Annotated in this window: 25 protein-coding genes; 11 read left to right on the top strand and 14 right to left on the bottom strand. The window is 70.5% G+C overall.

The features are described 5' to 3' along the window. Positions 1 to 203: 203 nt before the first annotated feature. A complete protein-coding gene (locus ACFWP5_RS16375) occupies positions 204 to 749 on the top strand; it encodes a superoxide dismutase family protein (RefSeq protein ID WP_384155934.1) in 546 nt (181 codons plus the stop codon). On the opposite strand, the gene ACFWP5_RS16370 is transcribed toward ACFWP5_RS16375, so the two are convergent. The 3 genes from ACFWP5_RS16370 to ACFWP5_RS16360 form a co-directional block, all read right to left on the bottom strand. Continuing rightward, complete coding sequence (locus ACFWP5_RS16370; RefSeq protein ID WP_384155931.1) at positions 721 to 2,682, bottom strand: FAD/NAD(P)-binding protein; 1,962 nt, start codon at positions 2,680 to 2,682, stop codon at positions 721 to 723. The genes ACFWP5_RS16375 and ACFWP5_RS16370 overlap by 29 nt on opposite strands. An 89-nt stretch (positions 2,683 to 2,771) precedes the next feature. Continuing rightward, a complete protein-coding gene (locus ACFWP5_RS16365) occupies positions 2,772 to 4,424 on the bottom strand; it encodes an alkaline phosphatase D family protein (protein ID WP_384155928.1) in 1,653 nt (550 codons plus the stop codon). A gap of 89 nt (positions 4,425 to 4,513) precedes the next feature. Further along, entirely contained in the window at positions 4,514 to 5,158 is a 645-nt protein-coding gene (locus tag ACFWP5_RS16360; protein ID WP_384155925.1) for an HNH endonuclease family protein, read from the bottom strand. A gap of 396 nt (positions 5,159 to 5,554) precedes the next feature. Between ACFWP5_RS16360 and ACFWP5_RS16355 the strand changes: the two genes are divergently transcribed. Beyond that, complete coding sequence (locus ACFWP5_RS16355; protein WP_384155923.1) at positions 5,555 to 6,136, top strand: TMEM165/GDT1 family protein; 582 nt, start codon at positions 5,555 to 5,557, stop codon at positions 6,134 to 6,136. 216 nt (positions 6,137 to 6,352) lie between these two features. Further along, positions 6,353 to 7,012, top strand: coding sequence for an HAD-IA family hydrolase (locus ACFWP5_RS16350; protein ID WP_384155920.1), 660 nt, complete (start codon positions 6,353 to 6,355; stop codon positions 7,010 to 7,012). A gap of 379 nt (positions 7,013 to 7,391) precedes the next feature. Here ACFWP5_RS16350 and ACFWP5_RS16345 read toward each other — a convergent pair whose 3' ends face one another. Continuing rightward, entirely contained in the window at positions 7,392 to 8,438 is a 1,047-nt protein-coding gene (locus ACFWP5_RS16345) for a peptidoglycan-binding protein (RefSeq protein ID WP_384155917.1), read from the bottom strand. A 157-nt stretch (positions 8,439 to 8,595) separates the two neighbouring features. Here ACFWP5_RS16345 and ACFWP5_RS16340 point away from each other — a divergent pair, with 157 nt between their 5' ends. Next, positions 8,596 to 10,677 (top strand): DHA2 family efflux MFS transporter permease subunit, encoded by a 2,082-nt coding sequence (locus ACFWP5_RS16340; RefSeq protein ID WP_384155914.1) that lies wholly within the window; start codon positions 8,596 to 8,598, stop codon positions 10,675 to 10,677. Here ACFWP5_RS16340 and ACFWP5_RS16335 read toward each other — a convergent pair. Together ACFWP5_RS16335 and ACFWP5_RS16330 are read right to left on the bottom strand one after the other, a co-directional pair. Next, complete coding sequence (locus tag ACFWP5_RS16335) at positions 10,670 to 11,161, bottom strand: GNAT family N-acetyltransferase (RefSeq protein ID WP_384155911.1); 492 nt, start codon at positions 11,159 to 11,161, stop codon at positions 10,670 to 10,672. The two genes, ACFWP5_RS16340 and ACFWP5_RS16335, sit on opposite strands and share 8 nt — an antisense overlap. A gap of 10 nt (positions 11,162 to 11,171) precedes the next feature. Continuing rightward, on the bottom strand, positions 11,172 to 11,801 hold the full coding sequence (locus ACFWP5_RS16330; RefSeq protein ID WP_384155908.1) for a dihydrofolate reductase family protein: 630 nt from the start codon (positions 11,799 to 11,801) through the stop codon (positions 11,172 to 11,174). 177 nt (positions 11,802 to 11,978) lie between these two features. Here ACFWP5_RS16330 and ACFWP5_RS16325 point away from each other — a divergent pair, with 177 nt between their 5' ends. Then, the gene (locus ACFWP5_RS16325) at positions 11,979 to 12,617 is read left to right on the top strand and encodes a hypothetical protein (RefSeq protein ID WP_384155905.1); all 639 of its coding nucleotides are present in this window, start codon (positions 11,979 to 11,981) and stop codon (positions 12,615 to 12,617) included. A 5-nt stretch (positions 12,618 to 12,622) separates the two neighbouring features. Next, positions 12,623 to 13,411, top strand: a complete 789-nt coding sequence (locus tag ACFWP5_RS16320) for a hypothetical protein (protein ID WP_384155902.1) — start codon at positions 12,623 to 12,625, stop codon at positions 13,409 to 13,411. A 3-nt stretch (positions 13,412 to 13,414) separates the two neighbouring features. On the opposite strand, the gene ACFWP5_RS16315 is transcribed toward ACFWP5_RS16320, so the two are convergent. Beyond that, the gene (locus ACFWP5_RS16315) at positions 13,415 to 13,861 is read right to left on the bottom strand and encodes a DUF1992 domain-containing protein (RefSeq protein ID WP_384155899.1); all 447 of its coding nucleotides are present in this window, start codon (positions 13,859 to 13,861) and stop codon (positions 13,415 to 13,417) included. 82 nt (positions 13,862 to 13,943) lie between these two features. Between ACFWP5_RS16315 and ACFWP5_RS16310 the strand changes: the two genes are divergently transcribed. Beyond that, positions 13,944 to 14,336 (top strand): hypothetical protein, encoded by a 393-nt coding sequence (locus tag ACFWP5_RS16310; protein WP_384155897.1) that lies wholly within the window; start codon positions 13,944 to 13,946, stop codon positions 14,334 to 14,336. Between the two features lie 22 nt (positions 14,337 to 14,358). Here ACFWP5_RS16310 and ACFWP5_RS16305 read toward each other — a convergent pair whose 3' ends face one another. Together ACFWP5_RS16305 and ACFWP5_RS16300 are read right to left on the bottom strand one after the other, a co-directional pair. Continuing rightward, positions 14,359 to 15,030 carry an O-methyltransferase gene (locus tag ACFWP5_RS16305; protein ID WP_384155895.1) on the bottom strand — a complete coding sequence of 224 codons (672 nt, stop codon included), beginning with the start codon at positions 15,028 to 15,030 and terminating at the stop codon, positions 14,359 to 14,361. A gap of 72 nt (positions 15,031 to 15,102) precedes the next feature. After that, on the bottom strand, positions 15,103 to 15,354 hold the full coding sequence (locus tag ACFWP5_RS16300; RefSeq protein WP_384155893.1) for a DUF2330 domain-containing protein: 252 nt from the start codon (positions 15,352 to 15,354) through the stop codon (positions 15,103 to 15,105). Positions 15,355 to 15,564: 210 nt separating this feature from the next. Here ACFWP5_RS16300 and ACFWP5_RS16295 point away from each other — a divergent pair, with 210 nt between their 5' ends. Beyond that, positions 15,565 to 17,628: a bifunctional glycosyltransferase 87/phosphatase PAP2 family protein gene (locus ACFWP5_RS16295; protein ID WP_384155891.1), complete on the top strand. Its 2,064-nt coding sequence runs from the start codon at positions 15,565 to 15,567 to the stop codon at positions 17,626 to 17,628. Here the strand turns inward: ACFWP5_RS16295 and ACFWP5_RS16290 are convergent. Then, positions 17,582 to 19,339 (bottom strand): hypothetical protein, encoded by a 1,758-nt coding sequence (locus tag ACFWP5_RS16290; RefSeq protein WP_384155888.1) that lies wholly within the window; start codon positions 19,337 to 19,339, stop codon positions 17,582 to 17,584. The genes ACFWP5_RS16295 and ACFWP5_RS16290 overlap by 47 nt on opposite strands. A gap of 109 nt (positions 19,340 to 19,448) precedes the next feature. Between ACFWP5_RS16290 and ACFWP5_RS16285 the strand changes: the two genes are divergently transcribed. Next, positions 19,449 to 20,348, top strand: coding sequence for a hypothetical protein (locus ACFWP5_RS16285; RefSeq protein WP_384155886.1), 900 nt, complete (start codon positions 19,449 to 19,451; stop codon positions 20,346 to 20,348). Between the two features lie 82 nt (positions 20,349 to 20,430). Here the strand turns inward: ACFWP5_RS16285 and ACFWP5_RS16280 are convergent, their stop codons facing one another. Beyond that, on the bottom strand, positions 20,431 to 21,318 hold the full coding sequence (locus ACFWP5_RS16280) for an SDR family oxidoreductase (protein WP_384155884.1): 888 nt from the start codon (positions 21,316 to 21,318) through the stop codon (positions 20,431 to 20,433). A gap of 252 nt (positions 21,319 to 21,570) precedes the next feature. Here ACFWP5_RS16280 and ACFWP5_RS16275 point away from each other — a divergent pair, with 252 nt between their 5' ends. Next, on the top strand, positions 21,571 to 22,428 hold the full coding sequence (locus ACFWP5_RS16275; RefSeq protein ID WP_384156044.1) for a LysR family transcriptional regulator: 858 nt from the start codon (positions 21,571 to 21,573) through the stop codon (positions 22,426 to 22,428). A gap of 5 nt (positions 22,429 to 22,433) precedes the next feature. Here the strand turns inward: ACFWP5_RS16275 and ACFWP5_RS16270 are convergent, their stop codons facing one another. After that, on the bottom strand, positions 22,434 to 23,603 hold the full coding sequence (locus ACFWP5_RS16270; RefSeq protein ID WP_384155882.1) for a steroid 3-ketoacyl-CoA thiolase: 1,170 nt from the start codon (positions 23,601 to 23,603) through the stop codon (positions 22,434 to 22,436). A gap of 275 nt (positions 23,604 to 23,878) precedes the next feature. On the opposite strand from ACFWP5_RS16270, the gene ACFWP5_RS16265 reads away from it, so the two are divergent. Continuing rightward, positions 23,879 to 25,114 (top strand): cytochrome P450, encoded by a 1,236-nt coding sequence (locus ACFWP5_RS16265; RefSeq protein WP_384155880.1) that lies wholly within the window; start codon positions 23,879 to 23,881, stop codon positions 25,112 to 25,114. Positions 25,115 to 25,215: 101 nt separating this feature from the next. On the opposite strand, the gene ACFWP5_RS16260 is transcribed toward ACFWP5_RS16265, so the two are convergent. Next, a complete protein-coding gene (locus tag ACFWP5_RS16260) occupies positions 25,216 to 25,800 on the bottom strand; it encodes a TerD family protein (RefSeq protein ID WP_384155878.1) in 585 nt (194 codons plus the stop codon). Between the two features lie 67 nt (positions 25,801 to 25,867). Further along, a complete protein-coding gene (locus ACFWP5_RS16255; protein WP_384155875.1) occupies positions 25,868 to 26,560 on the bottom strand; it encodes a YoaK family protein in 693 nt (230 codons plus the stop codon). Positions 26,561 to 26,678 lie beyond the last annotated feature (118 nt).

Genomic DNA, 26,678 nt, shown 5'->3' with positions numbered 1-26,678 from the left:
ACTCCCCCGTGGGCCGCGGCAGGGCGGCCAGTGACAGCCATACAGCGTACGCCTGGGTGGCGACAGGAGATTCACGGGGGGCGCGTGTGATCCGCACAGCGTGTTCACCCGGCTGCCCCGCCCCGAGGGGCGGGGCGGGCTCGCATCCCGTAGCAACGTAAAGGGGCTCCAAGTACACCTGAACGTGAGGAACGGTACACATCATGGTGGCAGGCATGTGCGCGGGCGCCGTCGTCGCGGCCCTACTGGCGAGCGGTACGGGCGGTGCGGGAGCCGCCGGCGCCCCGGACGGTTACTGGATGCGGACGGACGCGCGGTTCGCGCCGGTCGGCGCCCTCGTGCCGTCGGCGGCGGTGACGTACGACAACAAGCTGGTCCCGGCCGCCGCGTGGATCCAGGTGAGTCAGCACACGGCGGTCAGTGGCGCCACGACCGTGAAGCTCCGGGTCGACGGGATGGTGCCGGGGCACGCGTACGCCGTCCATGTGCACCAGAAGCCGTGCGGCGCCGACCCGGCCGCCGCGGGCGGGCACTTCCAGCACAAGCCGTCCACGGACCCGGCCGCCACCAACGCCGACAACGAGGTCTGGCTCGACTTCACGGCCGACGAGCACGGCGCTGCCGAGTCGAGCGCCCGGCACGACTGGGACTTCCGGCAGGGCCAGGCGTCCTCCGTCGTGATCCACGACATGCCGGGCAGCAAGGTCCGCGCCGCCTGCTTCACCGTGCCGTTCGGCTGGGCTCCCTGACCTGCGGATACGTCCAGGGGTGGGCGCTGGTTGGCGTCTGCCCGCTGGACGTCGGCTCCGCCGTCACCACGCGGAGGACGGCTCGTGCCACCGCGTCCGCGTCCGACAGCGTGACCGAGTCCACGCCTGGACGGGCGCCGGCCGCGGTCACCCAGTGCACGCCCTCCGTGGGCACCCCGAACGCGAACCGCCGTGCGTGGACGCCTCCTTGACGGTCGATCAGACGGTACGGGCGCGGTGTCACATCCAGCCCGCCCGTCTCGTAACCGTCCACCGTGTGCGGCCGGCACCGGCCCGTCCTCAGCAGTCGGCCGAGCAGTTCGTCGGCGGTGCGGCGCAGGTCCGGTTCGGGCAGTCGGGCCTCGACGAGGGTGGTCACCCGCACCGTCGAGCCCGGTATCTCCGGGGAGCGCGCCACCCAGGCGCCGTCCGCCTCCCGCACCTCAAGGCGCGGCCCGAGCACCTCCACCACGCCCGCCTCCACCAGCGCGGCCAGTTCCTCGATACGGCGGCGGGGCGGGCCGATGGACAGGAACGCGTTGAGCGGGGTGTACCAGCGGTCCAGGTGGTCACGGCGGGAGGTGCCCGCGAGACCGCCGTGGTCGACGACCAGCCGGAGTTCGTTGCGCAGATCGCGCAGCACGTCCAGGGCCGCCTTGAGCGGGCCGTCCACATTGCCGAGCGCCGCGTGTTCGGCGTCCTCGCGCAGATACGACAGCAGCCAGTCCCGCCAGGCCGCCGGGTGCGCGAGATCGCGTTCCGTATACGGGCGGGACAGCCGGTCCCAGCTCCAGCGGTTTGCGACCGGGACTCCGAACTCGTCGAGTATCAGGGCCTCTTGGGGGTCGCGGTGCGGGACGGCGAGGAAGCGTTCGGCGAATTCCGTGACGCCCGTGGATTCCGCGAACTCCGGTTGCCGGGAGGGCCGTAGCAGAGTCGTGTAGTAGACCGTCTCGACCTCTTTGGCCACCAACGGCCATATCTCCGTGAGGAATTCGGGCGGCTCGGCCGAGTCGGCGCGTTTGCGGAAGGCGGATATCGCCTCGGGGGTGAGGACGAGGGGGGTGTGGCGGCCGTAGGGGCCCTTCGCGTTGTCGCCTCGGGCCTGGTATGGGATGCCTCGGCGTGAACCGGCGTACAGGCGGGGCTCGTTGCCGGAGGGGAGGTAGCGCAGGCCGCCGTTCTCCGTGCGGACGAAACGGCCGCCCCTGCCCGTCGTCAACAGGGCTGTGTGGTCGAAGAAGTTGAGGCCAAGGCCGCGCAACAGGACTGGTTCGCCCGGCCGTACGACGGACAGGTCGACGTCGGCCGGGTTGGCGGGCGGGATGTGGCGCAGGCCGTGGTGGCGGGCGTGGGAGGAGAGGCGGCGCTGGGTGCTGTCCGGGGCCGTCGGGAGGTGACCCTGTGCCAGGACCACGGCCGAAAGGGCGGACAGGGTACGGCCGTTGTCCAGGGTGAGGCACTGGTGGCCGTCCGCCGTGTCGTCGAGGCGTACGGCGCGTGCCGTGTGCGGTTCCACGTGGACGGACTCGGGCGCCTCGCGGACGGTGCGGGCGAACACCCACTCCAGATAGCGGCCGTAGTGCGCGCGGGTGGGGTAGTCGTCCGGGCCCAGTTCGGCGGGCGCCCACTCGTGCAGGCTCGGGCCGGGGCGGACCGGGCCCGAGCAGTCGACGCTGGCGTCGGTGAAAAGGGTCACCTGGGAGGCCACGGTGTTCATCAGCAGCTCGGGCGACTGCGCGGAGCGCCAGACGCGGCCGGGGCCCGGGGGCGCCGGGTCGACGACGTGGACGGTGAGCCGGGCGCCGGGCGGGAGGAGTTCCGGCGCGGAGGCGCAGAGGCGTTCCAGCACGCTGGTACCGCGCGGACCGGCGCCGACCACGGCGACCGAGACGGACGCCGGTTCGCCGTCGGACGCGTTCACTGCAGACACAGGGGTGACTCCCGGGCGTGTGGGGGCGCAATGGAGCAGACCGCCCACTGGGAAAGCGGACGGCCCGCCTCATCATGCCCCGAGCGAGGTCACGAGGGTGTCAGTGGGGACTCCTCCACGGTCTTCAGCGTCCCGTCCGCCCGTGCCTGCTCCAGCCGCAGCCGGGCCGAACGGCCGTGCAGCGTCAGGGTCATGAGCTGGTTGCCGAACCAAGGGCCGCCCGTCTTGCGCCACTTGACCGAGGGGCGCGGGCAACGGCCGTGCCGGGCGAGGCGGCGGCCCAGGCCGCGGGCGACGGCGCTCCAGCCGAAGCGGAAGCCGAGGCGTATGTACAGGGGGATGGAGTTGTGGACGGGGGAGCAGGTGAGCTGGAGGACCCGGGAATTCAGGGGACCTGTCGGCTCCGAACTCGCGGGCCTCGCAGGCCACTTGGGCTCCGCCACGTACGCGTGGTGTACATCTCCCGACAGTACGAGCACCGACGCCGGTGCCCCGTCCCCCGAGCCCACCTCGGCGATCAGGTCCGCCAGTTCCTCGAAGGACTCCGGGAACGCCGCCCAGTGTTCCAGGTCGGCCGCGCGGCGCAGCTTCTCGCCGAAGTCGGCCCAGCGGGCGCCCCGTTCGCCGCGGCACAGGGACGCGTCCCAGGACTCGGCGTCGTGGACGAGGTGGGGCAGCAGCCAGGGGAGTGAGGTGCCGATGAGGAGGTGGTCGTAGGAACCGGGGTCCTGCAGTGCCTCGGTGCGCAGCCACTGGGCCTCGCCGGGGTCGAGCATCGCGCGGTGCTGCTCGTCGAGGACGCGGGCCGCCCTGCTGTCCACCATCAGCAGGCGGACGCGGCCGAAGTCACGCCGGTAGCTCCAGCGGACGGTGGCCGGGTCGGTGTCGGCGCGGCAGGCGAAGGCGCGGAGTTCGTCGGTGCCGTCGGGGGTGTCCTGGACCGCCAAGTAGAGGGGGTCGGCGGCGAGTTCGGCGGGGGAGAGGTTCCCCAGGTGCTGGTGGACCCAGTACGACATCAGGCCGCTGAGCACCCGCTCGCGCCACCACGGGGTGGCCCGCATGTCCGCCAGCCAGGCGGCGCTGGTGTTCCAGTCGTCGATGACGTCATGGTCGTCGAAGATCATGCACGACGGCACGGTGGAGAGCAGCCAGCGGATCTCCGGGTCGAGCCATGACTCGTAGTAGAGGCGCGTGTACTCCTCGTAGTCCGCGACCCCGCTGCCGGGCGGTTCGCTCGGATCGCGGCGCGCGGACAGCCAGCGGCGGGTCGCGTCGGAGACCTCGTCGGCGTACACCTGGTCGCCCAACAGGACGAGTACGTCCGGCCGTTCGGCCTTCGGGTCGCGGGCGATGCGCGAGGCCAGCGTGTCCAGGGCGTCCGGGCCCACCGGGTCGTGGGCGTCGGCGGCCGGTGCGGCCCAGCGGCAGGAGCCGAACGCGACGCGGACGGTCCCGTCGGCGTCCGGCGTGTGGATCACCGAGGGCGGGAACGACGAGTCCGGCAGCGGCCACACGCGCGTGCCGTCCAGGAACACGTCGTACGGCGTCGAGGTCCCTGGTGTGAGGCCCTCCACCGGCACCAACGCGTAGTGGTGGCCCGCCACTTGGAAGGTCCGGGTGGTGCCCCGGGCGCCGTCCGCGCAGCGCACCTCGGCGGTGCACGGACGGCTCGCCTCGACCCAGACGGTCGCGGACGAGCCGTCGGCGTAGCGAAGCAGTGGTCCAAGGCACAGTCCGGCCAAGGTTGATCACCTTCCTCCGTCGCCCCGTACGGTACGGAACGACGGAGGTCAGCGACTAGGTTCCGCGGATGACCAGTTGGTTCCGGAGCTCAGCAGCCGCTGAGGACCGAGGTCAGCTTGGCCTTCTCGGCGGTGTCGACCGAGAGGTCGTAGTAGTACTTCACCTGGACCCAGGCACGCACGTAGGTGCAGGCGTACGAGGTGATCGGGGGCATCCACTCGGCCGGGTCCTGGTCGCTCTTGGACTGGTTGACGTTGTCCGTGACGGCGATCAGCTGCGGCCGGGTGACGTCGTTGGCGAAGGCCTGGCGCTGGGCGGTGGTCCAGTTGCGGGCGCCGGAGTCCCATGCCTCGGCGAGCGGGACGAGGTGGTCGATGTCCAGGTCGGAGGCGGCGGTCCAGGTGGCGCCGTCGTAGACCGAGTACCAGCTGCCGCTGGTCGCGACGCAGGCGGCGGTGGTGACGACGTTCGTACCGTCCCGCTTGAGGACGTACTCACGGGTGTTGCAGGTGCCGCTGATCGTGATCCAGGTGGGGAACAGGTCACGGTCGTAGCCCGTCCGGACCTCGGTCGCCACGGTGAGCGAGGCGAGGTAGGTGCGGGCGGTGGCCGCGCTGACCGGGGTGGGAAGCGCGGCGGAGGCGGCCGGGCCGTTGAAGAGCCCGGCGAAGGCTATGAGCCCGGTAAGTGCCGCGAGTATGCTGAGCCGTCGACGCGCGTAGAACTTCGGCATACGAACTCCCTTGTGGTGTGGGGGTGTTGGAGTGCGAGCGAGGAAATGCTCGCGGTGCCGTGTTGCGGGAAGGTGTGCGTCCGGTAAGAAGTTAGTGACGTGCTCATGACACAACAAGGGGTACGGCGAGACTTTCCTCACGGGCGGGGTGGCTAGGTCCTCGCGTACAGTGGATGGCGCAGAAGGGGAGTAGCTCTTCGCCGGACCGTCGACATACTGCTCAGCTCGTCTGAGCCGGCGCCCGGAGGCAGATCCATCGCGTTGACGCGGAGGGATCGGCCAGCGAGACCTTCGGTAAGCAGTGCACTAGTCGTTTTTCGCGTGCGCTGCCGTGCCGAGGTGTCCGCGGACAGCAATCACACTCTCGGTGGGGCAGCCCCGACCGATTGAGGAATCTTGATCAGCATCAGTGTGACGGCGCTCGTCTTCGGCGTCGTCTTTCTCGCCGAACTCCCCGACAAGACCGCGCTCGCCGGCCTCGTTCTCGGCACCCGTTACCGCGCCTCGTACGTCTTCGCCGGCGTGGCCGCCGCGTTCCTTCTCCACGTCGTGCTCGCGGTGGCGGCGGGCAGCGTACTGACCCTGCTTCCGCAGCAGTTGGTGGCCGCGGTGACCGGTGTGCTCTTCCTGGGCGGGGCCGCGGTGCTCCTCTTCAAGAAGGGTGACGACGAGGAGGAGGTCCGCAAGCCGAAGGACCAGTCCTTCTGGCGGGTGTCCGGCGCCGGTTTCATGCTCATCCTGGTCGCCGAGTTCGGTGACCTGACCCAGATCATGACGGCCAACCTCGCGGCTCGCTACGACGACCCGTTCTCCGTCGGTCTTGGCGCGGTGCTCGCGCTGTGGGCGGTGGCCGGGCTGGGCATCGTGGGCGGCAAGGCGCTGATGAAGCGGGTGCCGCTGAAGCTGATCACGCAGATCGCGGCGATGCTGATGCTGGCGCTGGGGGCGTGGAGCCTGTGGGAGGCCGTGAGCGCGTGATCGCGTCACGGACGGTGAGCGGCGCCCTGTCGAGCTGAACGGTGAGTGAACTGTTTCCGGAGACTTCCCGAGACGGTGGCGCGATCCGGCTCTTGTTTTGTACCGTAGAGAAACAAAGTGGCTCCCGTCCGTTTTCCCTGACCGGCGGACGGGGCCACCTTGTCCCTCCGGGGGGCAGCCAGGTACCACCCCTCTCCCGTGCTTTGGAGCTTGCCGATGACGGCCACCACCGTGCTCACCGCCCGCGCCCTCCTGCTGGACATGGACGGCACCCTCGTCGACTCGCACGCCGTCGTCGAGCGGATCTGGCGGCGCTGGTCCGAGCGGCACGGGCTGAACGCGGACGAGGTCATGAAGGTCGTGCACGGCAGGCAGGGGTACGCGTCGATGGCGCTGCTGCTGCCAGGCCGGCCCATGGAGCAGAACCACGCCGAGAACGCCCGCATGCTCGCCGAGGAGACCGCCGACGTCGAGGGCGTCGTCCCGATCCCGGGCGCGCCGGAGTTCCTGGCGTCCCTGCGGGGCCTGCCGCACGCGCTCGTCACGTCGGCGGACGTCGCGCTGTCCACGGCGCGGATGGGCGCGGCCGGTCTCGAACTTCCCGAGGTCCGCATCACCGCCGAGTCCGTCGGCGCGAGCAAGCCCGACCCCGAGGGTTTCCTGAAGGGCGCCGCCGAACTGGGCATCGCCCCCGCGGACTGCGTCGTCTTCGAGGACTCCGGGGCGGGTATCGCCGCGGGGCGCGCGGCGGGGATGCGCGTGGTGGGGGTCGGGCCGCAGGCCGGGTTCCACCGGGCGGACGTGGTGGTGCGGGATCTGCGCGAGGTGCGGGTGGAGGATTTGGGGGGCGGGGGGATTCGGCTGCACGTGGGGTAGGGGGTGCGGGTTGGGGTGGGATCAGTGGGGCGGGGGTGAGTGGCGCGTCGGTTGTGCCTCCTTGGGTTGTCGCGGGTGCCGCGCCGTGGGGGCTGGTCGCGCGGTTCCCCGCGCCTCCTCGGAGTGTTGGCCCCCGTGTGTTGGCCTTCGGCCGTGGGCTGCTGCGGTGGCGGTCGGCCGGCCCGGCTGGTGTCGAGCGGCGTGCCGGACCAGGCGCCCTTCAGCCCCGGCGCCTCTCACAACCCTGCAGTCTTCAGGCGCGGCGCGCTCCGCAACCCTGGCAGTCTTCAGCTCCGCCCACCCATGACCCCGGCGCTCGTCCCAATCTCGGCGCCCTCCGTCAACCCCGGCGCCTCTAGGCTCCCCGGCCGGCGCAGCGTCACGGCTCCGTGGTCTCCGACTCCAGCCGCGCCCGCGTAGCCGCCCCGTACACCCCCAGTGCGTCGGACGTGATGCCGCGCGCCAACTGGTAGGTGCGTACCGAGGTCTGTACCTGCTTGTCGAAGATGCCGTTGTCGGGGCCGGTGTAGAGCCTCAACTGGGCCAGGCGGAGCTGGAGTTCGGTGACCTCGGGGCCTTCGTCGCCGCGTTGCAGGACCGTGGTGGGGGTGCTGCCGCCCTGGCGGTCCGTGGCGGAGGCGGTCGAGGCGGTGGCGGTGGCCGTCGGGGTGGGGCCGGCGTTTGCGGACCTGGACGCCGTGGCGGACGGGGTCGACGACGCCGTCGGTGACGGGGTCTCGCTGAGCGACGGGGTCGGGGACGCCGACGTCGGCTGTGCGGACGTGGAGCCGCTCGTGGACGGTGTTGCCGGTGCCGCGCTCTTTGATCCCGTCGGGACGCTCGCCCGTACGCCCTGGGGGGCCGCCGTGTCCCGTGACGGTGTCTCGTACGAGAACATGCCGCTCGCGAATCCCGCCAGCGCGGCGACCGCCACGACGGCCCCCGCGACGGCGAGGAGGACGGTACGGCGGTGGTGGCGCGGGGAGTCCTCGTCGTCCGTGAGCGGGTCCGGGGTGTCCCCGCGCCCCTCGCCGCCCCCGCCGCCAGCGAACAGGCTCAGGTCCGTCGCGTTCGGGGCGGTGTCCGCCGGTGCCCGCAGGGTGGGGAGGACCGACGTCTCCTCCTGAGGGGTCGGCGGCTGCGTCACCGCGCGCAGCAGCATCGTCTCCTCGACCGCCGGCAGCCGCTGTGTCTCACCCTCGGGTGGCACCGGCGCTGTCGGGGGTGTCTGCTCCTGCGGGTTCCCGTCCAGTTCCACATACGGCCTGATCCGCAGCGGGTCGAAGTCCTCCGCCGCTGCCGCCTCCGCCGTACGCGCGTCGCGCAGCGCGTCGGACGCCCGTTGGGTGCAGGCGCAGGACGGGGAGCCGTCGGCTGCCCGGGGTGCCCCGCACTGCGGGCATATGTGGCCCTTCGCCTCGTTCACGTGTTCGTCCCTCCCCGTCGAACTCCAGAGGTTATGCGGATCTCCTTCACGCCGTCTCCTCCGACCCCCGGAATGCGGGCTTCCACTCGGACTCAACAGGCCGTAACGGGCCATACCGATCACCATGGATGTGTAACGAGAGCCTCGGGAGGTCTTCATGGCCGGCGATGCGCACGGTATGACGGGGAATGTGCACGACGCGCAGCCACCGGAGAGGCCCCCGCAGCGGGGCAGTTCCGCCCAGGAACACGTGTCGGGCAACGTCCTCGTCTCGATCGGGGCGCTGCTCCTCGGGCTGCTGCTCGCCGCCCTCGACCAGACCATCGTGTCGACCGCGCTGCCGACGATCGTCAGCGATCTCGGCGGCCTCGAACACCTCTCGTGGGTGGTCACGGCGTATCTGCTGGCCTCGACCGCCGCGACCCCGCTGTGGGGCAAGCTGGGCGACCAGTACGGCCGGAAAAGGCTGTTCCAGATCGCGATCGTGATCTTTCTGATCGGGTCGGCGCTCTGCGGCGCGGCACAGAACATGCCCCAGCTGATCGGCTTCCGGGCGCTCCAGGGTCTCGGTGGCGGCGGGCTCATCGTGCTGTCGATGGCGATCGTCGGTGACGTCGTCTCACCGCGCGAACGCGGGCGCTACCAGGGGCTGTTCGGCGCCGTATTCGGCGCGACCAGTGTCCTCGGGCCGCTCCTCGGCGGGCTGTTCACCGAGCATCTGAGCTGGCGCTGGGTCTTCTACATCAACCTCCCCGTCGGCGTCGTCGCCCTCGCCGTCATCGCGACCGCCCTGCACATCCCGCGCAAGTCGACCCGGCACGTCATCGACTACCTCGGCACCTTCCTCATCGCCGCGGTCGCGACCTGCCTGGTCCTCGTCGCCTCGCTCGGCGGCACGACCTGGGGCTGGGGTTCGCCGCAGATCATCGGGCTCGCGGTGCTCGGCGTGGTCCTGATCGCGGCGTTCGTCGCCGTCGAGCGCCGGGCCGCCGAACCCGTGCTCCCGCTCAAGCTGTTCCGCGTCCGCACCTTCTCGCTCGCCGCCGTCATCAGCTTCATCGTCGGCTTCGCGATGTTCGGCGCGATGACCTATCTGCCGACCTTCCTCCAGGTCGTGCAGGGCATCTCGCCGACCATGTCCGGCGTCCACATGCTGCCGATGGTGTTCGGCATGCTGCTGTCGTCCACCGCCTCCGGCCAGATCGTCAGCCGCACCGGCCGCTGGAAGGTCTTCCCCATCGCGGGCACCGGCATCACCGCCCTCGGCCTGCTCCTCCTCCACCGCCTCGACGAGAACAGCCCCACCGCCGAGATGAGCGCGTACTTCTTCGTCTTCGGGCTCGGACTCGGCCTCGTCATGCAGGTGTTGGTGCTCATCGTGCAGAACGCCGTCTCCTACCAGGACCTCGGCGTCGCCACCTCCGGCGCGACCTTCTTCCGGTCCATCGGCGCCTCGTTCGGCGTCGCCATCTTCGGCACGATCTTCGCCGGCCGGCTCGGCGACAAGCTCGCGGACGCTCTTCGGGGTACCTCGCTGCCGGCGGGCGTCACACCGGACGGTCTTGAGTCCGATCCGCGTAGCATCTCCCAACTGCCGTCCGGGGTACGGCCGGAGGCCCTGCACGCGTACGCCTCCTCCATCACCGACGTCTTCCTCTACGCCGCTCCCGTCGCCCTCGTCGGCTTCGTCCTGGCGTGGTTCCTCAAGGAGGACAAGCTGCGCGGCTCGGTCACGGCCCCCGACGTCACCGAGACCCTCGCCAGCAACCCCGTCCAACGGTCCTCCTACGACGAGGTCTGCCGCGCGCTGTCCGTGCTCGGCACCCGGGAGGGCCGCCGCGAGATCTATCGGACCATTACGGCAAAGGCGGGCTACGACCTTCAGCCCGCGGCGAGTTGGCTGCTGCTGCGCATCAAGCGGGACGGCTGGGCGGAACCGGGTGTGCTCGCCGAGCGCAGCACTGTGCCGCTGCCGGTGATCCTCGCCGCGGTCCGCCAGGTGGAGGAACGGCGGTTGGCCGTACGCGAGGGCCTCGACCTCCAACTGACCGACCAGGGGCGGGAAGTGGCCGAGAAACTGGCCCAGGCTCGCGAGGAGTCCCTTGCGGAGGCCCTGGGCGACTGGTGGGGGCCGGATCGGCCTACGGATCTTATTCAGCTGGTGAAGGAACTCAACGGCGAGCTGTGCGGGTCGGACAGTGAGCAGCCTCATAACGGGGCGGCTGCGAAGCTCAGTTGAGGTTCTTGCGGAACCAGTGCTCGGCGTACTGGTCCTCGTTGTGACGCTCGGTCTCCTCGTAGCCGAGCCGGGCGTACAGGGCGCGGGCCTCCACCAGGTCGTCGCGGGTGTCGAGGATCATCACCTTGGCGCCCAGCTCGCGGGCGGCGTCCTCGGCGGCCGTCACCAGCCTCGGGGCGCCGCCCCGGCCGCGCATCCCCTCGTGGACGAAGACCCTTGTCAGCTCGGCGGTCGTCGCGTCCAGCAGGCGTACGCCCGCGCTGCCGGCCGGCTCGCCCTCGTACCGGGCGATCAGCAACAGGCCGCTGGGCAGGGCGAGTTCGGCGCCGGTGTGGGCGGCGATCTCGCGTTCCAGTTCGGCGGGGTCCGTGCGGTGGTGCTCGTGCAGCAGGTACCAGCGGTCGCTGACCTCGGTGTAGTACGCCCGCCAGAGCGCGGCGGCGACTGGGGAGTCGTGGGGTTCCGGGGCGATCGTCCAGGTCATGCCGCCATTGTCAGGAGCCGGTGGGGATGCGGCGCAACCGAATATGGGTCACCTCGGGGGAGGAGTCCAGGACCTGGGTCTTCCGCCACTCGATGTGCGTGTCGCCGACGTTGTCGAACAGCCGCCGCCCGCCGCACGCGAGGACCGGTACGACGTGCAGGAGGAGTTCGTCCAACCACCCGGCGCCGATGAACTGTTGGACCAGATCGGCGCCCCCGGCCAGGGAGACGTCCTTGCCGCCGGCCGCCTCGCGGGCCAACTCCAGTGCGCGGCCGGGGCCTTCGGTGACGAAGTGGTAGGTCGTGCCGCCCGCCTTGACCACCGACTCACGTGCGTGGTGGGTGACGACGAACACCGGGGCGTGGAACGGCGGTTCGTCGCCCCACGGAGTCTCCCCGCTGACGAACATGCCGTGCCCCATGACCACCGCGCCCGGCCGCTCGAACCACTCGGCGATCAGCGCGTCGTCCGGGCCCTCCGTGCCGCCCTCCATCCCCTGCATCCGGCGAAAGCTCCGCAGCCCGAACACCCACGCGTGCAACCGCTCCCCGCCGATCCCGAGCGGATGCTCCCGCCCCGACTCCGGGCCCGCGACGTACCCGTCCAGCGACATGGCCAGCCGTGCGATGACCTCACCCATGACAACCTCCTCGATCGGTCCTTACCCGTGCGTCGAACGGGACGGGGCGGAATCGACACACCGGCACCATGAATTCCGCCGAGGTGTGGGCGTCGTTTGAAGGGGGCCTTTACGGCAACCCGGTAGAGGAACCGACCGACTACGAGAGCCGGTTGGCCAAGAACCCGGAAGGCACTCATGTCCACAGGCGTGATCATCGTTTTGATCGTGATCGTGGTCGGCGTGGTCGCTGCCGCGGCCGCCCTGGCGCTGCGTGCCCGAGGCGCGACCGGCGGCTCGGGCCTGAAGCGCCGCTTCGGGCCGGAGTACGACCGGACCGTGGCCCGGCACGACGGCGACGCGAAGGCCGCCGAGCGGGAGCTCGGCGAGCGCGTCCAGGAGCACGGTTCGCTGCACGAGCAGCCGCTGGAGCCCGCGGCCCGTGAGCAGTACCAGGCCCGTTGGTCGGCCGCCCAGGAGCTCTTCGTCGACTCGCCCCGCGAGGCCATGTCCGACGTCGACCAACTGCTCGGCGAGGTCGCCGGCGCCCGGGGCTTCCCCGACGTCCAGGAGTACGAGAAGCAGTTCGACGCGCTGTCCGTGCACCACGCGGACCACGTCCACGGCTACCGGCGCGTGCACCGCGTCGTCACCACGCGCACGAACGGCACACCGGAGAGCCAGGCCGGTACCGAGGAGATGCGTGAGGCCATGCTCGAAGCCCGCGCCCTCTTCGACGACCTGATGAGCGACGACAACCGCAACGGCAGCGGCCACGGACGCAGCGGCCGCCATGCGTTCGGCGCATTCAACAAGCAGGCACTGAAGGGGAGTTGAGCTATATGTCCGATGCGATACGGCCGACCGGCGACAACACGGACGCGGAGCGCGCCGACCGCAAGGAAACCGACATCGGCGCCGGCAAGTCCGCCGACAGGACCGCCGAACAACGGGATGCCGAGAAGGCGTCACGCGAGTCCGGGTCCGGGTCCGGCAACAAGCCGTTCGACAGCAGGACGGCGGACAGCAAGACGGCCGAGAGCAGGACCACCGACGCCAAGTCCACCGACAGCAGGACCACCGACGACAAGTCGGCGCTGCGGGGGTCCGAGAAGGCCACACCGCTCGGGTCCGACAGGACGCCGACGGCATCGACGCGCGAAGCCGACAGGGCCATCCCGAGCCCGCGCACCGGCGACGCGGCGACGACCTCGCCGCGCGAGTCCACGACCGGCACCGAGCGCTCTGAGCGCACCGACCGCACCGAGCAGTCGGCCCGCCCCGTGCACGCCCCCGAGCCCGCCCCCGGCGTCGGCTCCGGCAACGGACGGCGTGCCCCGCAGGACGCCGAGAACGGCAGCCTGCTGCCGCACGAAGAGAGCGACAAGTTCAGCCTGCGGCTGCAGCACGCGGTCACCGGGTTCGTCGACGAGCCCCGGTCCGCCGTGGAGGAGGCCGACCACGTACTGGAAGAGGTCGCCACCCGCTTCACGGAGGCCGTCACCAAGCGCCGCGCCACCCTGCACGGCTCCTGGGAGTCCAAGGGTGCGGACAGCTCGGAAGACACCGAGCAACTCCGCCTGGCGCTGCGGGACTACCGCGAACTGACGGAGCGGCTTCTCCACATGTGATCGCTACCCATGTGATCCGCCGACGCCGTCGGCTCCATCCGTTCCGTCAACCGCCCTGCGCTCCCGCCACTCCCGTGCGACCTCTTCGACGTCGTACGGCTTCATTCCCAGCGGGGGGCCGGGCGGCGGCTTGAACATCATCTCGCGGATCTTCACGTTGACATCGGTGACGATCTTCCGTGCGATCCGCTCCGAAGGGGCCGAGTACGCCGCAGCGAGGGCGTCCTCGGCCTCTTTGCGCAGGGCCAGCGTCGGCGGCAGCACGGAGATGCCCTCGCGGGCCATCTTCTGCTTGATCCACCACAGTTCGTCGTACGTCGTGTCGGAACCGGACGGCAACGGCTTCCCCGCGCCCGGGAGTTGGGCGAACTCTCCGTCCCGCTCGGCGTCCCGGATCTGCTTGTCGACCCAGGACTCGAAGGACACACCCGGTGGCTTTCGCTCGGTCATGACTTCAATTGTGCCGGACGCGGTGGCGCCGGGCGATTTATCATGCGCCCGCTGCTGTAAGGACACTTCAAGGGGAGCGCACGTGCTCGAACTCACCATGGCCTCGGTCTCCGGGACGGACGAGGGCGCTACCGCCGGCATGTTGATGGCCGACGCGCCCAGTGACCCGGGCGCGGTGCTGCGGGTGGGCCGGGACGAGACGGTGTGCCGGCTGGTGACACCGGACGACTGGCTGTTCATCTCGCGGGTCCATCTGGAGTTCCTGTGCGGACCCGAGGGCATCTGGCAGGTGAGCTGGCTGCGCGGCTCCCAGCCCGACCCGTCCTCCGAAGTACGCCTGATCGTCGGCGAGTACGCCCAGACCGTCGGCTACGGCGGCAGCGTGGCGTTGCCGCGCGGCGGGAGCGGCGAGATCGTCATCCAGGACCGCACCGGGCCGCGCAGCGTCAACGTCGGCTTCTATCACGAGAGTTGAGACGCCCGGGAGAGCGGAGGAGTCAGTCGAGCACCCGCGCCAGCGCGAACCCGTCGTAGCCCTTCTTGCCCACCGTCTGGATCGCCGTACCGGACAGGCGCGCGTGCGAGCCGATCAACTCGATCGCGGTGCGCGTGCCTTGGACGTCCGGTGCCGTGTTGTCCGGGTCGGCGACCCGGCCGCCGCGGACCACGTTGTCGACGATGATCAGGCTGCCGGGGCGGGTGAGCTTGAGGACCCACTCCACGTAGTGCGGGTTGTTGTCCTTGTCGGCGTCGATGAAGACCAGGTCGAAGGGGGCCGGGTCCTCGTCGGCGAGTTCGGCCAGTGATTCCAGGGCCGGGCCCACCCGTACCTCGACGACCTTGTCGAGGCCCGCGCGGGCGAGGTTGCGGGTGGCGACCTCGGCGTGCTTCGGGCTGTACTCCAGGGAGATCAGCCGGCCGTCGGCGGGAAGCGCGCGGGCCAGCCAGATCGTGCTGTAGCCGCCGAGCGTGCCGATCTCCAGGATGCGGGAGGCGCCCTGGATCTGGGCCAGGAGGTGCAGCAGCTTGCCCTCGGCGGCGGTCACGGCGATCTGCGGGAGTCCGGCGGCCTCGCTGTCGCTCAGGGCCGCCTCCAACACCCCGTCCTCCGGGGCGAGATGGCTGATGAAGTAGTCGTCGACGTCGTCCCACACCTGCGACTCGCTCATGTGCTCGTGCCTTTCGTGTATCCAGCTGTGCGTGCAGTGACAGGTGCCGACTACCCGTGCCGGCTACCCGAGTCAACTATCCGGCGCGCGCGTCGGGGGCGGCAGAACGAACCCGTTCGTGTGCAACCAGTCACCGAGCGCGGCCGTCGCCCGGTGCGACACCGGCATGATCCACGCGGCCCGCCGCGCGTCCCCGGAGACAGTGAGCCGCGTCACGATCTGCTCCTGGCGCCCGCCCCGGCGCACCACGGACGCCTCACGGCCGTCACACGCGCGCGTGCCCGCCCCCGCGGTTAAACGCGGGTGAACCGATCGTGCCCACAAGCCGGCGGGCCCGATGTGAGCGCGCAGTTATTTGCCGTGCCCGGGCAACCGGGGGCCGACTATCGTCGTCCGGACAAAAGGAGAGCGGCCGTCAGGTGAAGGGGGGGTTGCCTGCGTCTCTCCCGCAGGGGGTGCGAACCTCATAGGGTTCCCAGAGGGAACAACCACGCACGTGACGCGTGGGACGACGGGGCGGGAGGCCTACGAGGCGTGGCGAACGTGGAGCACAGCGGGCGACCGGCGGGAGCCGCGGGAGCATTCGGGTCGAGTGCCGCCCAGACGGCCAGGGCACGGCTGCGCGTGGCGCGCCTGGGCCTGTGGCTGGTCGCCGCGGTCCTCGCCGTACGGCAGGTGGCCGTGGTCCTCAGCACCCCGCAGGGGGAACGGCTGACCGACCTGGAGACCTGGGTCGGACCGCAGGGCGTGCTGCATGTGAAGGGCTCGCTGTACGACTCGACGCAGTTCACCGGCACGCCCTTCGGCGGGCTCGTCCTCAAACCGCTCACCAGGGCGGCCGAACAGGCCCTCGGCTGGGGCTGGACCTTCGGCACGCTGCTGCTCGTCGTCGCGCTCGGCCTGGTCGTCGCGCGCGCCCTGCCGCAGCCCGTCACCCGCCGCAGCTCGCTGCTCGCCGCGCCCGTCGCGATCAGCCTGCTGATGCTGTCGCTGCCGGTGCGCAACACGCTCTGGCTCGGCCAGACCAGCATCATCCCGGTTCTGCTCGTGCTGCTCGGCTGCTTCACGGTGCGCGGCGAGCGGGCCAGTGGCGTGCTGATCGGCCTCGCCGCCGCGCTCCAGCCGACCGTGCTGCTCTTCGCGCCGCTGCTGTGGTTCACCGGCCGGCGCCGGGCCGCCGTCGCCTCCGTGCTCACGTTCGCCGCGAGCGTGGCGATCACGTGGGCGGCGATGCCGCACGACTCGTACACCTACTGGGTGCACCACATGGCCGGTGCCGGTCTCGGCGGCGCGGCGGACGGCCTCGGCAACCAGTCCCTGCACGGCGCACTGCTGCGGCTCGACCTCACCGGCCCGCTGGAGATCGGCGTGTTCCTCGCGCTGGGCGCGGCCGTCACGTACCTGGGCCTGCGCCGGGCCGTGCGGTACGCGCGCGACGGGCAGTTGCTGCTCGCGGTCGCGGTCACCGGCTGCGCGGCGATCGCCGTGTCGCCGACGACCTGGCAGCACCAGCTGCTGTGGGTACTGCTCGCGGTGGTCGGCCGGGTCGGCAAGCGGGCCTCGGACCGGTACGTGTGGCCGGTCGCGGTGGTCCTCGTCGTCACGCTGCCCGCGAAGATGATGCTGCCGAACATGGCGTCCCTCTACCCGCTGCGTGACAACGTCGTCCTGCTCGCGGCCCTCGCCGCCGCGACCGCGGTCCCGTTCCTGTCCCGCACCTCGGAGTACTACCGCCGCCCGATCCCCACGGAGTACGCCGAGCCGGTCCCGACCCGCTGGAAGCACGTCCCGCTGCTCCCGTTCCTGCGCCGCGTCCTGACCCGCCCGAACCTCCTCCTCGAACTCCTCCTGATCCGCGTCACCTACGCCGCCTACCAGAAGGTCCGCCTCGCGGCGACGGGCGGCACCAACGCGGGCGGCCGGGCCACGGCGGAACACCACGGCCACGAGATCCTCTCGATCGAGCGCTTCCTGCACATCGACATCGAGCACGCGGTCAACCACTGGGTGGTGAAGGTCGAGTTCCTGAGGGACTTCTTCAACTTCTACTACGAGTCCTTCCACTTCGTGGTCCCGCTGACCGTCATGGCCGTCCTCTACTGGCGCCGCCCGGTCGACTACCGCTGGGCCCGCTCCGCCCTCGGCTTCGCCACCCTCCTCGCCCTGGTCGGCTTCTGGCTCTACCCCCTGGCCCCGCCCCGCCTGCTCCCCGGCCTCGGCATCATCGACACGGTCCACGGCGTCCAGGACTTCTCCAAGCCGGACTACGGCACCCTCACCGCCCTCACCAACCAGTACGCGGCGATGCCGTCCCTGCACTTCGGCTGGTCCCTGTGGTGCGGCGTCGTCATCTTCGCCCTCGCCCCCAAGTGGTGGATGAAGGCCCTGGGCCTCCTGCACCCCTTCTTCACCGTCTCGGCGATCGTCGCGACCGGCAACCACTGGGTCCTGGACGCGGCCGGCGGCGCGGCGGTCGTCGCCGCGGGCTTCGGCCTGGCGTACGTCTTCCAGGGCCCGCGGGCACGTTCCCTGCGGCCCGAACCCCTTGAGATCAACACCGAGTTGGAGCCGGCGACGAGCGACCGTATTCGGAGCTGATGCGGTACTCGCCCGCCGCGGGCACCGTCAGGCGGGTGAAGTCGTCGGCCTTGGCGAGGCAGGCGCCGTCGGCGCGGAGCCAGGGGGAGTAGGCGACGCGGACGGTGACCGGCCCCGGCCGGGAGACGTGCACGACGAGATCGGCGCTGGTCGTCCGCACGACCCTTCCCGGCGCGGAGACCAGGGGTACGGCGTCGCGGACCCGGTAGACGCGCCAGTGGGCGTCGTGCCACACCGGCTGGAGCCAGTCGGGGCGGCGGTAGCGGACGAGGGCCGCCTCCTGTTTCGCGTAGCCGTCCGGGGTGGCCTCGGGGAGGACGACGAAGCCTACGGCCCAGTGGTCGAGCCAGGCCCGGTAGGTGGACGCCGAGAAGGTGCCGTCGTAGAAGAGGCGGGCGCGTTCCATGTCGAGCTGGCGGTTCCAGCCGCGGGCGAGGTTGATGTGCGGCGCGAGTTCGGAGGCCTCGCGGTGGTCCCGGGCCGGGACGGCCTCGACGCGGGTCCGACCGGAACCGAGACCTTCCAGTTTGTGCACGACGGGCTGCGTGTCGGTGGCCCAGGCCGGGACGACGGTCGAGACCTGCAGATCGTCGACGGTCTTCTTGCCGACCCAGGAGATGGAGAACACGAGGGCGAGGATGAGCAGATTGCGCCCAAGGCGGGACTGGTGAACCCCGTTCAGGAGGCGCGCCCGATAGGGGCGCGGGGCTGTATCAATATGCGGCTCCGCCGCGGGGCGCGACCAGCCCCCACGCGCCCGCAGCGAAGAAACCACCTCTCCAGTGGTACGCATACGAGGCGCACCCAAAAGCACCGCCAGCAAAACCGCCGGCGCGAACAACTCCGCGAACCGCTCCACATTCGTACCCACCGGCGACGGAACGAGATACGTCACCACAGTCCCGGCCGCATACACCGCCCCGCTCCACCGAGCGACCCGCCAAGCCCGCGGAGCGAGTGTCGCCACCGCAAGCCCCAACACCACCGGCGGCCAGATCCGACCAGGCGGCATCAACTGCTCGCCGGTGAACGGAAAGAAGACGGTCGTGACGCCGACAACAAGCACGGGCGGCACCATCAACCCACCCGCCCGCCACCAGTCCCGCACAACAAGTAACGCGGCCCCTACGACGGCCAGGAACAGCCCCGCGACAGGGCTGGCCATGGTGGCAAGGGCGGCGTAAACCGCCGTAAGGACAAGCCGCCGCTCCCGTGTGAGCTGCCCGCAGGCGGCCAGCGCGAGGGCGATGCCGAGCGCGAAGGTCGTGCGGCCCGAGGCGACGTTGCACCACAGGGCGAGCGAGCAGAGCAGGGCGGGGCCGAGAGGCCGGCGGACACCGGCACGGGTGACGAGGACCGCCGCCAGCCAGGAGGCCGCGAGCCCCGAGACGACGGTCACCGTGCGGACGCCCACCGCGGCCATCAAGTACGGCGATATCAGGCTGTAGTTGGCGGTGTGCATCCCGCCGTACCAGAACAGGTTGTACGCCGAACTCCCGTGCCGCGAAGCGAACTCGGCCCACGCGTCCTGGGCGGCGAGATCGCCTCCGCCGGTGGCCAGGAACGCCCACCAGACCGCATACAACGGGAGCGTGGGGAGGGTCGCCAGGAGGGGGACGCGGTAGCGGGCGCGGAAGTTGCGGAGGAGTTGGTTCCGCTGCGGGGCCGTGTTCACCGGCCGGACCAGGGTGTGGTGTTCGGCGGGGAGCATGTGAACGGAGACGCGAAACGTGCGGGAAACGTTCATCGGGGGCGGCACAGAGTCACCCGGATAGGCTCAACTCCTTGATCGGATCGGTCACTTGTTCCAGGGGGAGAGTGTGGGGATTTCTGTGCGCGGTTTCGCACCGCGCGGGGCGATGGGAGCGGCGTTCGCGGCCGTGCTGGTCGGCGGGGGAGCGGTTGCCTGCGGCGAAGGCTCCGGGAGCGACTCCGGGATCGAGGACTCCGCCGAGCTGACGCCGACGGCGGCCATGGAGAAGGTGGCGGAGAACTCCGAGGACATCACGTCTCTCCGGTACCGGGTCACCGGGACCACGTCGGAGAGGGGCCGCTTGGTGGCCGAGGCGTCCATGAAGACCGAACCGACCGCCATGACCATGAAGTTCACCCTGCCCGACAAGGCCGCGGACGCCGGCGTGATGGAGATCCGGTTCGTCGACAAGGCGATCTACGTCGGCGGGAGCGCGGTCGACTCCGAGAAGCTCGGCGGCAAGAGCTGGCTCCGGGCCGGCGCGGCCGTATGGGGGCGGGGCGCCGCCGACAACAACACCTACAACGTGCTGCCCAGCCAACTGGAGGTCAGCCCGGTCGTGCAGTCCAGGATCCTGACCGGGTCCAAGGACGTGCGGAGGATCGGCGCCGAGACGGTCGACGGCACCAAGACCCTGCACTACCGGGGAACCGTCACCAGTAGGGGTCTGCGCGCGGTCCAGAGTGCCGCCGAGGGCGACGACACCTGGGACGCCCGGACCGAAACCGTGGACCAGTTCGTGGCGTTGGGCGTCGACGGCGCGCTCACCGTGGACCTGTGGGTCGACGGCGACGACCACGCCGAGCGGTTCCGTATGCGAGGCAGGACCTATCCCACGCGGGCCGCCACGGACGGCGGTTCACTCGACCTGACCGTCACCTTCCTCGACGTCAACGGGCCCGTGACCGTCGAGACCCCGCCCGCCGGGGACACCAGCGTGCCCAGCCCCGACGCGCAGGAAGGCTGAGCGGTCCGAACTCCTCGGCTCACCGACGGAGTTGAGGAGCACTCGCACCGCGCCGCCTTCACCCCCTCCGTCAACTGGACCGCTACGACGGCTGGTTGAAGTAGTAGTCATGGTCGAGGTCCGCGAGCAGGCCGATCCGGGTCGGTGTCCAGCCCAGCCGTTCCCGGGTCAGCGTGCTCGTTCCCACCAGGTCGGACGAGACGAAGTGGCCCAGCCAGCCGAAGTGGGTTCCGGCCTCGGCCACCGGCACGCTCGTCACCGGGATGTCCAGCCGCCTGCCGATGACCTCGGCGATCTCCCGTACGGGTATGCCCTCGTCGTCGACGGCGTGCAGGACCGAGCCCGCCGGGGCGCTCTCCAGGGCCAGCCGGTAGAGGACCGCCGCGTCGTCGCGGTGGACGGCGGCCCAGCGGTTGGTGCCGTCGCCGGGGTAGGCCGAGACGCCCTTGGCGCGGGCGATGTCGATGAGGGCGGGGACGAAGGCGTGATCGCCCTCGCCGTGCACCTGCGGAAGCCGGATGGCCGACGCGCGGACGCCCCGCGCCGCCGACGCCAGGGCCGTCACCTCGGCCGGAAGGCGGTTCAGTTCGGGGTGTGCGGAGGGGTCGGGTACGTCGTCCTCGGTCGGGCCGTGGCTCATCACGGAGCTGATGACGAAGGGGCGGTCCGAGCCGGCGAGGGTCTCGGCCAGGGCCTTGACCGCGCTCAGGTCCGTCGCCACGGACGCGGCGTAGTTCGAGAAGTCGTGGATGAAACCGGTGTGGATCACGCCGTCGGACGCCGACGCGCCCGCGCGCAGCGCGTCCAGGTCCTCCAGCGAACCCCGGTGCACCTCGGCCCCGGCCTTCGCGAGGCCGGCCGCCGATGCGTCGGAACGGGCCAGGCCCAGCACTTGGTGTCCCGAGTCGAGCAGTTCGCGGACCACGGCACTGCCCACGAAGCCGGTCGCTCCGGTGACGAAAACACGCATGACGAAATCACCCAGATCACAGTCGGGTCGGAAGAATCGGTGTGCCTCCAGCCTGCGCCCGCCGCACCCCGCCCGTCCAAGACCGGTTCCGGAAGACGTGATTCATTTCCGGTATCAGTACAGCTCGTACGGTCGTACAGTCGAAGGGTGAGTGAATCCGCCGCCCATACGCCCGCCGTCCATACACCTGCCGCCCATGCGTCCGAAGCCCTCGCGTCCGTCGCCCTCTCGCCCGCGGACCTGGACCTGCGCCTGGTGCGCTGTTTCACCGTCGTCGCCGAGGAACTGCACTTCGGCCGGGCGGCGGTCCTTCTGCATCTCGCGCAGCCGTCCCTCAGTCGTCATGTCCGGCGGCTCGAAGGGGAGTTGGGGGTGCGGCTCTTCGACCGGACCACGCAGGGAACGCGGTTGACCGAGGCCGGGGAGGCGTTTCTGCCGCGGGCCGAGGCGCTGTTGCGGTCGGCGGCGGAGGCGGCGGCCGTGGTACGGGCGGTGGGGCGGCCGAGTCGTGTCGTCATCGGGTTCATGACCGGGGTCATCGTCACGCCGGCGGTGCGCGCCCTGCGCGGGCGCTTCCCGGACGCCGACGTGCACAGTCGCTTTCTGGGCTGGGGCGAGCTGCCGTCCGCGCTGCTGGAGCACCGGGTGGACGCGGTGGTGGGCCGACTCCCGTTCCCCACCGAGGGGTTGTGCGTGACGGTCCTCTACGAGGAGCCCCGGGTGCTGCTGATGCCGGCCGCCCATCGGCTGGCCGGCAAGGAGTACGTCACCCTCGACGACATCGCGGACGAGCCCGTACCGCGGTTCCCCGACCCGGAGTTCAGCGCGTTCTGGCGTGTCGACCCCCGTCCGGACGGCCGGCCGGCGCCGGACGGCCCGCTCATCAGGGAACTGGAGGACAAGCTCGAACTCGTCGCCTCGGGCGAGGTGGTGGCCCTCGCTCCGGCGGGCGCCGTCAGCAAGGGCCTGCGGCCCGACGTGACCGCGGTCCCGCTGGAGGGCGTGGACCCCATCCCGGTCGTCGTGGCCACCCGCGCAGGCGAGGAGAACCGCCCCCTGCTCGCGGCCTTCCGCGCCTGCGCAGAGGACCAACTGACCCCTGCCGACTAGTCCGTTCAGAGGCGCTGGATGATCGTGCCGGTCGCCAGTGCCCCACCCGCGCACATCGTGATCAGCGCGAACTCCTTGTCGGAGCGCTCCAGTTCGTGAAGAGCCGTGGTGATCAGCCGGGCGCCCGTCGCCCCGACCGGATGGCCGAGGGCGATCGCACCGCCGTTCACGTTGACCTTCTCCAGGTCCTGGCCGAAGACCTGCGCCCAGCTCAACACCACGGACGCGAAGGCCTCGTTGATCTCGACGATGTCGATGTCCTTGAGCGTCATGCCCGCCTTGCCGAGCACGGCGCGCGTCGCGTCGATCGGGCCGTCGAGGTGGAAGTGCGGGTCCGATCCGACCAGCGCCTGAGCCACTATCCGCGCCCGGGGCCGCAGCTTCAGCGCCCGCGCCATCCGCTTCGACGCCCACATGATCGCCGAGGCGCCGTCGCTGATCTGCGAGGAGTTGCCCGCCGTGTGCACGGCGGTCGGCATCACCGGCTTCAGCCGCGCCAGCGCCTCCATCGACGTGTCGCGCAGGCCCTCGTCCCGGTCGACGAGCCGCCACATGCCGTGTCCCGCGCGCTGTTCGTCCTCCGTCGTCGGCACCTGGACGGCGAACGTCTCCTTCTTGAAGCGTTCCTCGGACCAGGCGATCGCCGCCCTCTCCTGCGAGATGAGGCCGAGCGAGTCGACGTTCTCGCGGGTCAACTGCCGGTTGCGGGCGATGCGTTCGGCGGCCTCGAACTGGTTGGGCAGGTCCACGTTCCACTCGTCCGGGAACGGCTTCCCGGGTCCGTGCTTCGACCCCGACCCCAGCGGCACCCGTGACATCGCCTCGACGCCACAGCTGATCCCGACGTCGATGACACCCGCCGCGATCATGTTGGCGGTCATGTGCGAGGCCTGCTGCGAGGAGCCGCACTGACAGTCGACGGTCGTCGCCGCCGTCTCGTACGGCAGGCCCATGGCCAGCCAGGCTGTGCGCGCGGGGTTCATGGACTGTTCGCCGGCATGGGTCACCGTGCCGCCGACGACCTGCTCGACGCAGTCGGCGTGAATGCCGGTGCGGCCGAGGAGTTCACGGTAGGTCTCGCCCAGGAGATAGGCGGGATGGAGGTTGGCGAGCGCTCCGCCGCGCTTGCCGATGGGGGTGCGTACGGCTTCCACGATGACGGGTTCCGCGACCATGGGACACGTCCTCTCCTCGTACACCGCGCGGCGCGGGCGTCCCGGCCACCCGCCACGCAGAACTAGTACGCGTTCTAGTTCTGTGTGCAGTCTGCTGACAGGCCGTCCACAACCGCAAGGGTCGTGCAGGGAATTCGGGTTGCCGCGCCTCTTGCGACTTGTAGAACCCGTTATTACCTTCACGGGCATTCCCATGTTCCTGATGGACCGTCAGAAATCTTCGGACATCTTCGGACACCTCGGAACCAGACCGTCAGAACCAGGCTGGAGTACCCATGCCCTGTCCAGCTCTCCCCGACGGGTTCGACTTCACCGACCCGGACCTGCTCCACCACCGCGTCCCGCTACCGGAGTTCGCCGAACTGCGCGCGGCCGAGCCGGTGCGCTGGATACCGCAGCCCCTCAACATCGCGGGGTTCCAGGACGAGGGCTACTGGGCCGTGACCCGGCACGCCGACGTCCGGTACGTCTCCACCCACCCGGAGCTCTTCTCCTCGACCCTCAACACGGCGATCATCCGCTTCGGCGAGCACATGCAGCGCGACGCGATCGACGCCCAGCGGCTGATCCTGCTCAACATGGACCCGCCCGAACACACCCGCGTCCGCCAGATCGTCCAACGCGGCTTCACCCCACGGGCGATCCGCGCGCTGGAGGAACGCCTGCGCGACCGGGCCCACTCGATCGTGGCGGGCGCCCGCGCCCACACCGGCCCCTTCGACTTCGTCACCGAGGTCGCCTGCGAACTGCCCCTCCAGGCCATCGCCGAACTCATCGGCATCCCGCAGGACGACCGCACCAAGATCTTCGAGTGGTCCAACAAGATGATCGCGTACGACGATCCCGAGTACGCCATCACGGAGCAGGTCGGCGCCGAGTCCGCCGCCGAACTCATCACCTACGCCATGGGAATGGCCGCCGAGCGCAAGCAGTGCCCGGCCCACGACATCGTCAGCACGCTGGTCGCCGCCGAGGACGAGGGCAACCTGAACTCCGACGAGTTCGGCTTCTTCGTGCTGATGCTGTCGGTCGCCGGCAACGAGACGACCCGCAACGCCATCACCCACGGCATGCACGCGTTCCTCACCCACCCCGACCAGTGGGAGCTGTACAAGCGGGAGCGCCCGTCGACCGCCGCCGAGGAGATCGTCCGCTGGGCGACCCCGGTCAACGCCTTCCAGCGCACGGCGACTCAAGACACCGAGCTGGGCGGCAAGTTGATCAAAAAGGGCGACCGGGTCGGCATCTTCTACGCCTCCGCCAACCACGACCCCGAAGTCTTCGAGAACCCGGACGAGTTCGACGTCATGCGCGACCCGAACCCGCATCTGGGCTTCGGCGGCGGGGGCCCGCACTACTGCCTCGGCAAGTCCCTCGCGGTCCTCGAAATCGACCTGATCTTCAACGCGATAGCGGACGCGATGCCGAACCTGACGCTGACGGGCGACCCGCGCCGCCTGCGCTCCGCGTGGATCAACGGAGTCAAAGAGCTTCAGGTGACCGCCGGTTGAGGTGACCCCGGTCGACCCGGTCGAGGTGAACGCACAGCTCGGGCCGGCGGCATCCCGGCGCCGCCGGCCCGTCTCGCGCGCGTTCCTCGTGTTCGTGTGGCTTACTTCCGTACGGCGAACTTCATGAGCTCCTTCTCGTCCCCCTGCTTGATCTTCCCGGTCTCATTGATGACCTGGAGCTTCCAACTCGCGCCGTCCCGGACGGCCTTGGCGACCGCGCAACTGTTGTGGTCGCTGAGCAGGTTGGGCCAGATCTCGGCGACCTGCTGGGTGCTGCCGCCCGTCGCGTCGTACACCTTGAAGGCGATGTTCCGTGCCTTCTGGAAGGAACTGCCCTTCTTGTAGGCGGCGGCGACGAAGACGATCGACGTGATGTTGGCGGGTATCTTCGCGAGGTCCACGGTCACCGTCTCGTCGTCGCCCTCGCCCTTGCCGGTCTGGTTGTCGCCGCTGTGCACCAGCGAGCCGTTGCCCAGTGGGTCCGTGGAGTCGAGCCCCGCGAGCCGTACCGGGTCCTGGCCCTGCATCGCGATGGCGATGAGATCGAGGTCGGTACCGGCCTTCTGGCGCAGCTTCCCGATGATGCCGCCGCTGCTGCCGACGGTGGGGTCCCAGGACGCCCCGATCTCCAGATGGGTCACTCCGTCCAGATCCGCCGGACCGTCTTCCTTCGTGAGCGTGATCATGCGTGATCGATCCTCTTGATCGTGGGACTTGGACGCACGAATTCTGCCTTCTTGACCGGCCTTTGGGCTACTCCCGGCCAGAGGCCGTCACTGCGAACACGCCCGCGGCCAGCGCCGCGATCAACAGCGGGTAGCCGATGCCGTGGTGCAGGGTCAGCCAGGCGCCGAGGCAGGCACCGGCGAGCATCGCCACGATCGCGGCGGCGCGGCGGAGGGTGCCGGGGCCCGAGCCCTCGCCCGCGACCGAGTCGGCGACCAGGCCGGTCATGGTCATCGTCACGACCGTGGTGGTCGAGTAGTTGCTGACGCCGAGCTTGCGGACCGTGGCGTTGCGCAGGCCCATCGCGAACGCGGTGAGGGCGATCAGAGGGTACGTCGTGGCGTGCGCGTCCGGTGCCGCGAAGGCGATCACCGCCGACGCGCCCACCAGCAGCGCCTCCGCGCCGAGACTCACCCGGGCCCAGGTGCGGCGGGAGCCGGTGTCCATCCGGGCCGCGATCCTGCCACCGGCCACCGCGCCCACGAGGAAGGCGCCGAGGGAGGTGAGGGTGTGCGGTACCGAGAAGCCGGGCGCCCCGGCGGCGGCGAAGCCCAGCACCACCACGTTGCCGGTCATGTTCGCGGTGAAGACATGCCCGAGGGCGAGATAGCTCACCGCGTCGATCAGCCCGCTGACCACGGTCAGCCCCAGCAGCACGGCCACCAGCCGCACCCCGCGCGCTTCACGGTCGTAGGACTGGGGCGGTGTGTTCTGAGCCATGAACGCAATGTAGCGGCGGCCCCACCACCATCGTGGACTTCGCCATCCAGTCCGTCGGCGCCACGCTGCGCGAGGGGCTGGACGCGTGGCACGCCAAGTCCGAGGGCCAGTGCGCGAT

The sequence above is a fragment of the Streptomyces sp. NPDC058469 genome, assembly GCF_042721125.1.
Taxonomy (GTDB): domain Bacteria; phylum Actinomycetota; class Actinomycetes; order Streptomycetales; family Streptomycetaceae; genus Streptomyces.
This window is presented reverse-complemented; position numbering and strand designations above follow the sequence as displayed.

What these genes read in the sequence shown, in the direction of transcription:
- ACFWP5_RS16375 (WP_384155934.1), top strand. Translation starts at nt 204, where the DNA reads ATGGTGGCAGGCATGTGCGCGGGCGCCGTCGTCGCGGCCCTACTGGCG.
- ACFWP5_RS16360 (WP_384155925.1), bottom strand. Translation starts at nt 5,158, where the DNA reads ATGCCGAAGTTCTACGCGCGTCGACGGCTCAGCATACTCGCGGCACTT.
- ACFWP5_RS16350 (WP_384155920.1), top strand. Translation starts at nt 6,353, where the DNA reads ATGACGGCCACCACCGTGCTCACCGCCCGCGCCCTCCTGCTGGACATG.
- ACFWP5_RS16340 (WP_384155914.1), top strand. Translation starts at nt 8,596, where the DNA reads ATGGCCGGCGATGCGCACGGTATGACGGGGAATGTGCACGACGCGCAG.
- ACFWP5_RS16335 (WP_384155911.1), bottom strand. Translation starts at nt 11,161, where the DNA reads ATGACCTGGACGATCGCCCCGGAACCCCACGACTCCCCAGTCGCCGCC.
- ACFWP5_RS16330 (WP_384155908.1), bottom strand. Translation starts at nt 11,801, where the DNA reads ATGGGTGAGGTCATCGCACGGCTGGCCATGTCGCTGGACGGGTACGTC.
- ACFWP5_RS16325 (WP_384155905.1), top strand. Translation starts at nt 11,979, where the DNA reads ATGTCCACAGGCGTGATCATCGTTTTGATCGTGATCGTGGTCGGCGTG.
- ACFWP5_RS16320 (WP_384155902.1), top strand. Translation starts at nt 12,623, where the DNA reads ATGTCCGATGCGATACGGCCGACCGGCGACAACACGGACGCGGAGCGC.
- ACFWP5_RS16315 (WP_384155899.1), bottom strand. Translation starts at nt 13,861, where the DNA reads ATGACCGAGCGAAAGCCACCGGGTGTGTCCTTCGAGTCCTGGGTCGAC.
- ACFWP5_RS16305 (WP_384155895.1), bottom strand. Translation starts at nt 15,030, where the DNA reads ATGAGCGAGTCGCAGGTGTGGGACGACGTCGACGACTACTTCATCAGC.
- ACFWP5_RS16290 (WP_384155888.1), bottom strand. Translation starts at nt 19,339, where the DNA reads ATGCTCCCCGCCGAACACCACACCCTGGTCCGGCCGGTGAACACGGCC.
- ACFWP5_RS16280 (WP_384155884.1), bottom strand. Translation starts at nt 21,318, where the DNA reads ATGCGTGTTTTCGTCACCGGAGCGACCGGCTTCGTGGGCAGTGCCGTG.
- ACFWP5_RS16270 (WP_384155882.1), bottom strand. Translation starts at nt 23,603, where the DNA reads ATGGTCGCGGAACCCGTCATCGTGGAAGCCGTACGCACCCCCATCGGC.
- ACFWP5_RS16265 (WP_384155880.1), top strand. Translation starts at nt 23,879, where the DNA reads ATGCCCTGTCCAGCTCTCCCCGACGGGTTCGACTTCACCGACCCGGAC.
- ACFWP5_RS16260 (WP_384155878.1), bottom strand. Translation starts at nt 25,800, where the DNA reads ATGATCACGCTCACGAAGGAAGACGGTCCGGCGGATCTGGACGGAGTG.
- ACFWP5_RS16255 (WP_384155875.1), bottom strand. Translation starts at nt 26,560, where the DNA reads ATGGCTCAGAACACACCGCCCCAGTCCTACGACCGTGAAGCGCGCGGG.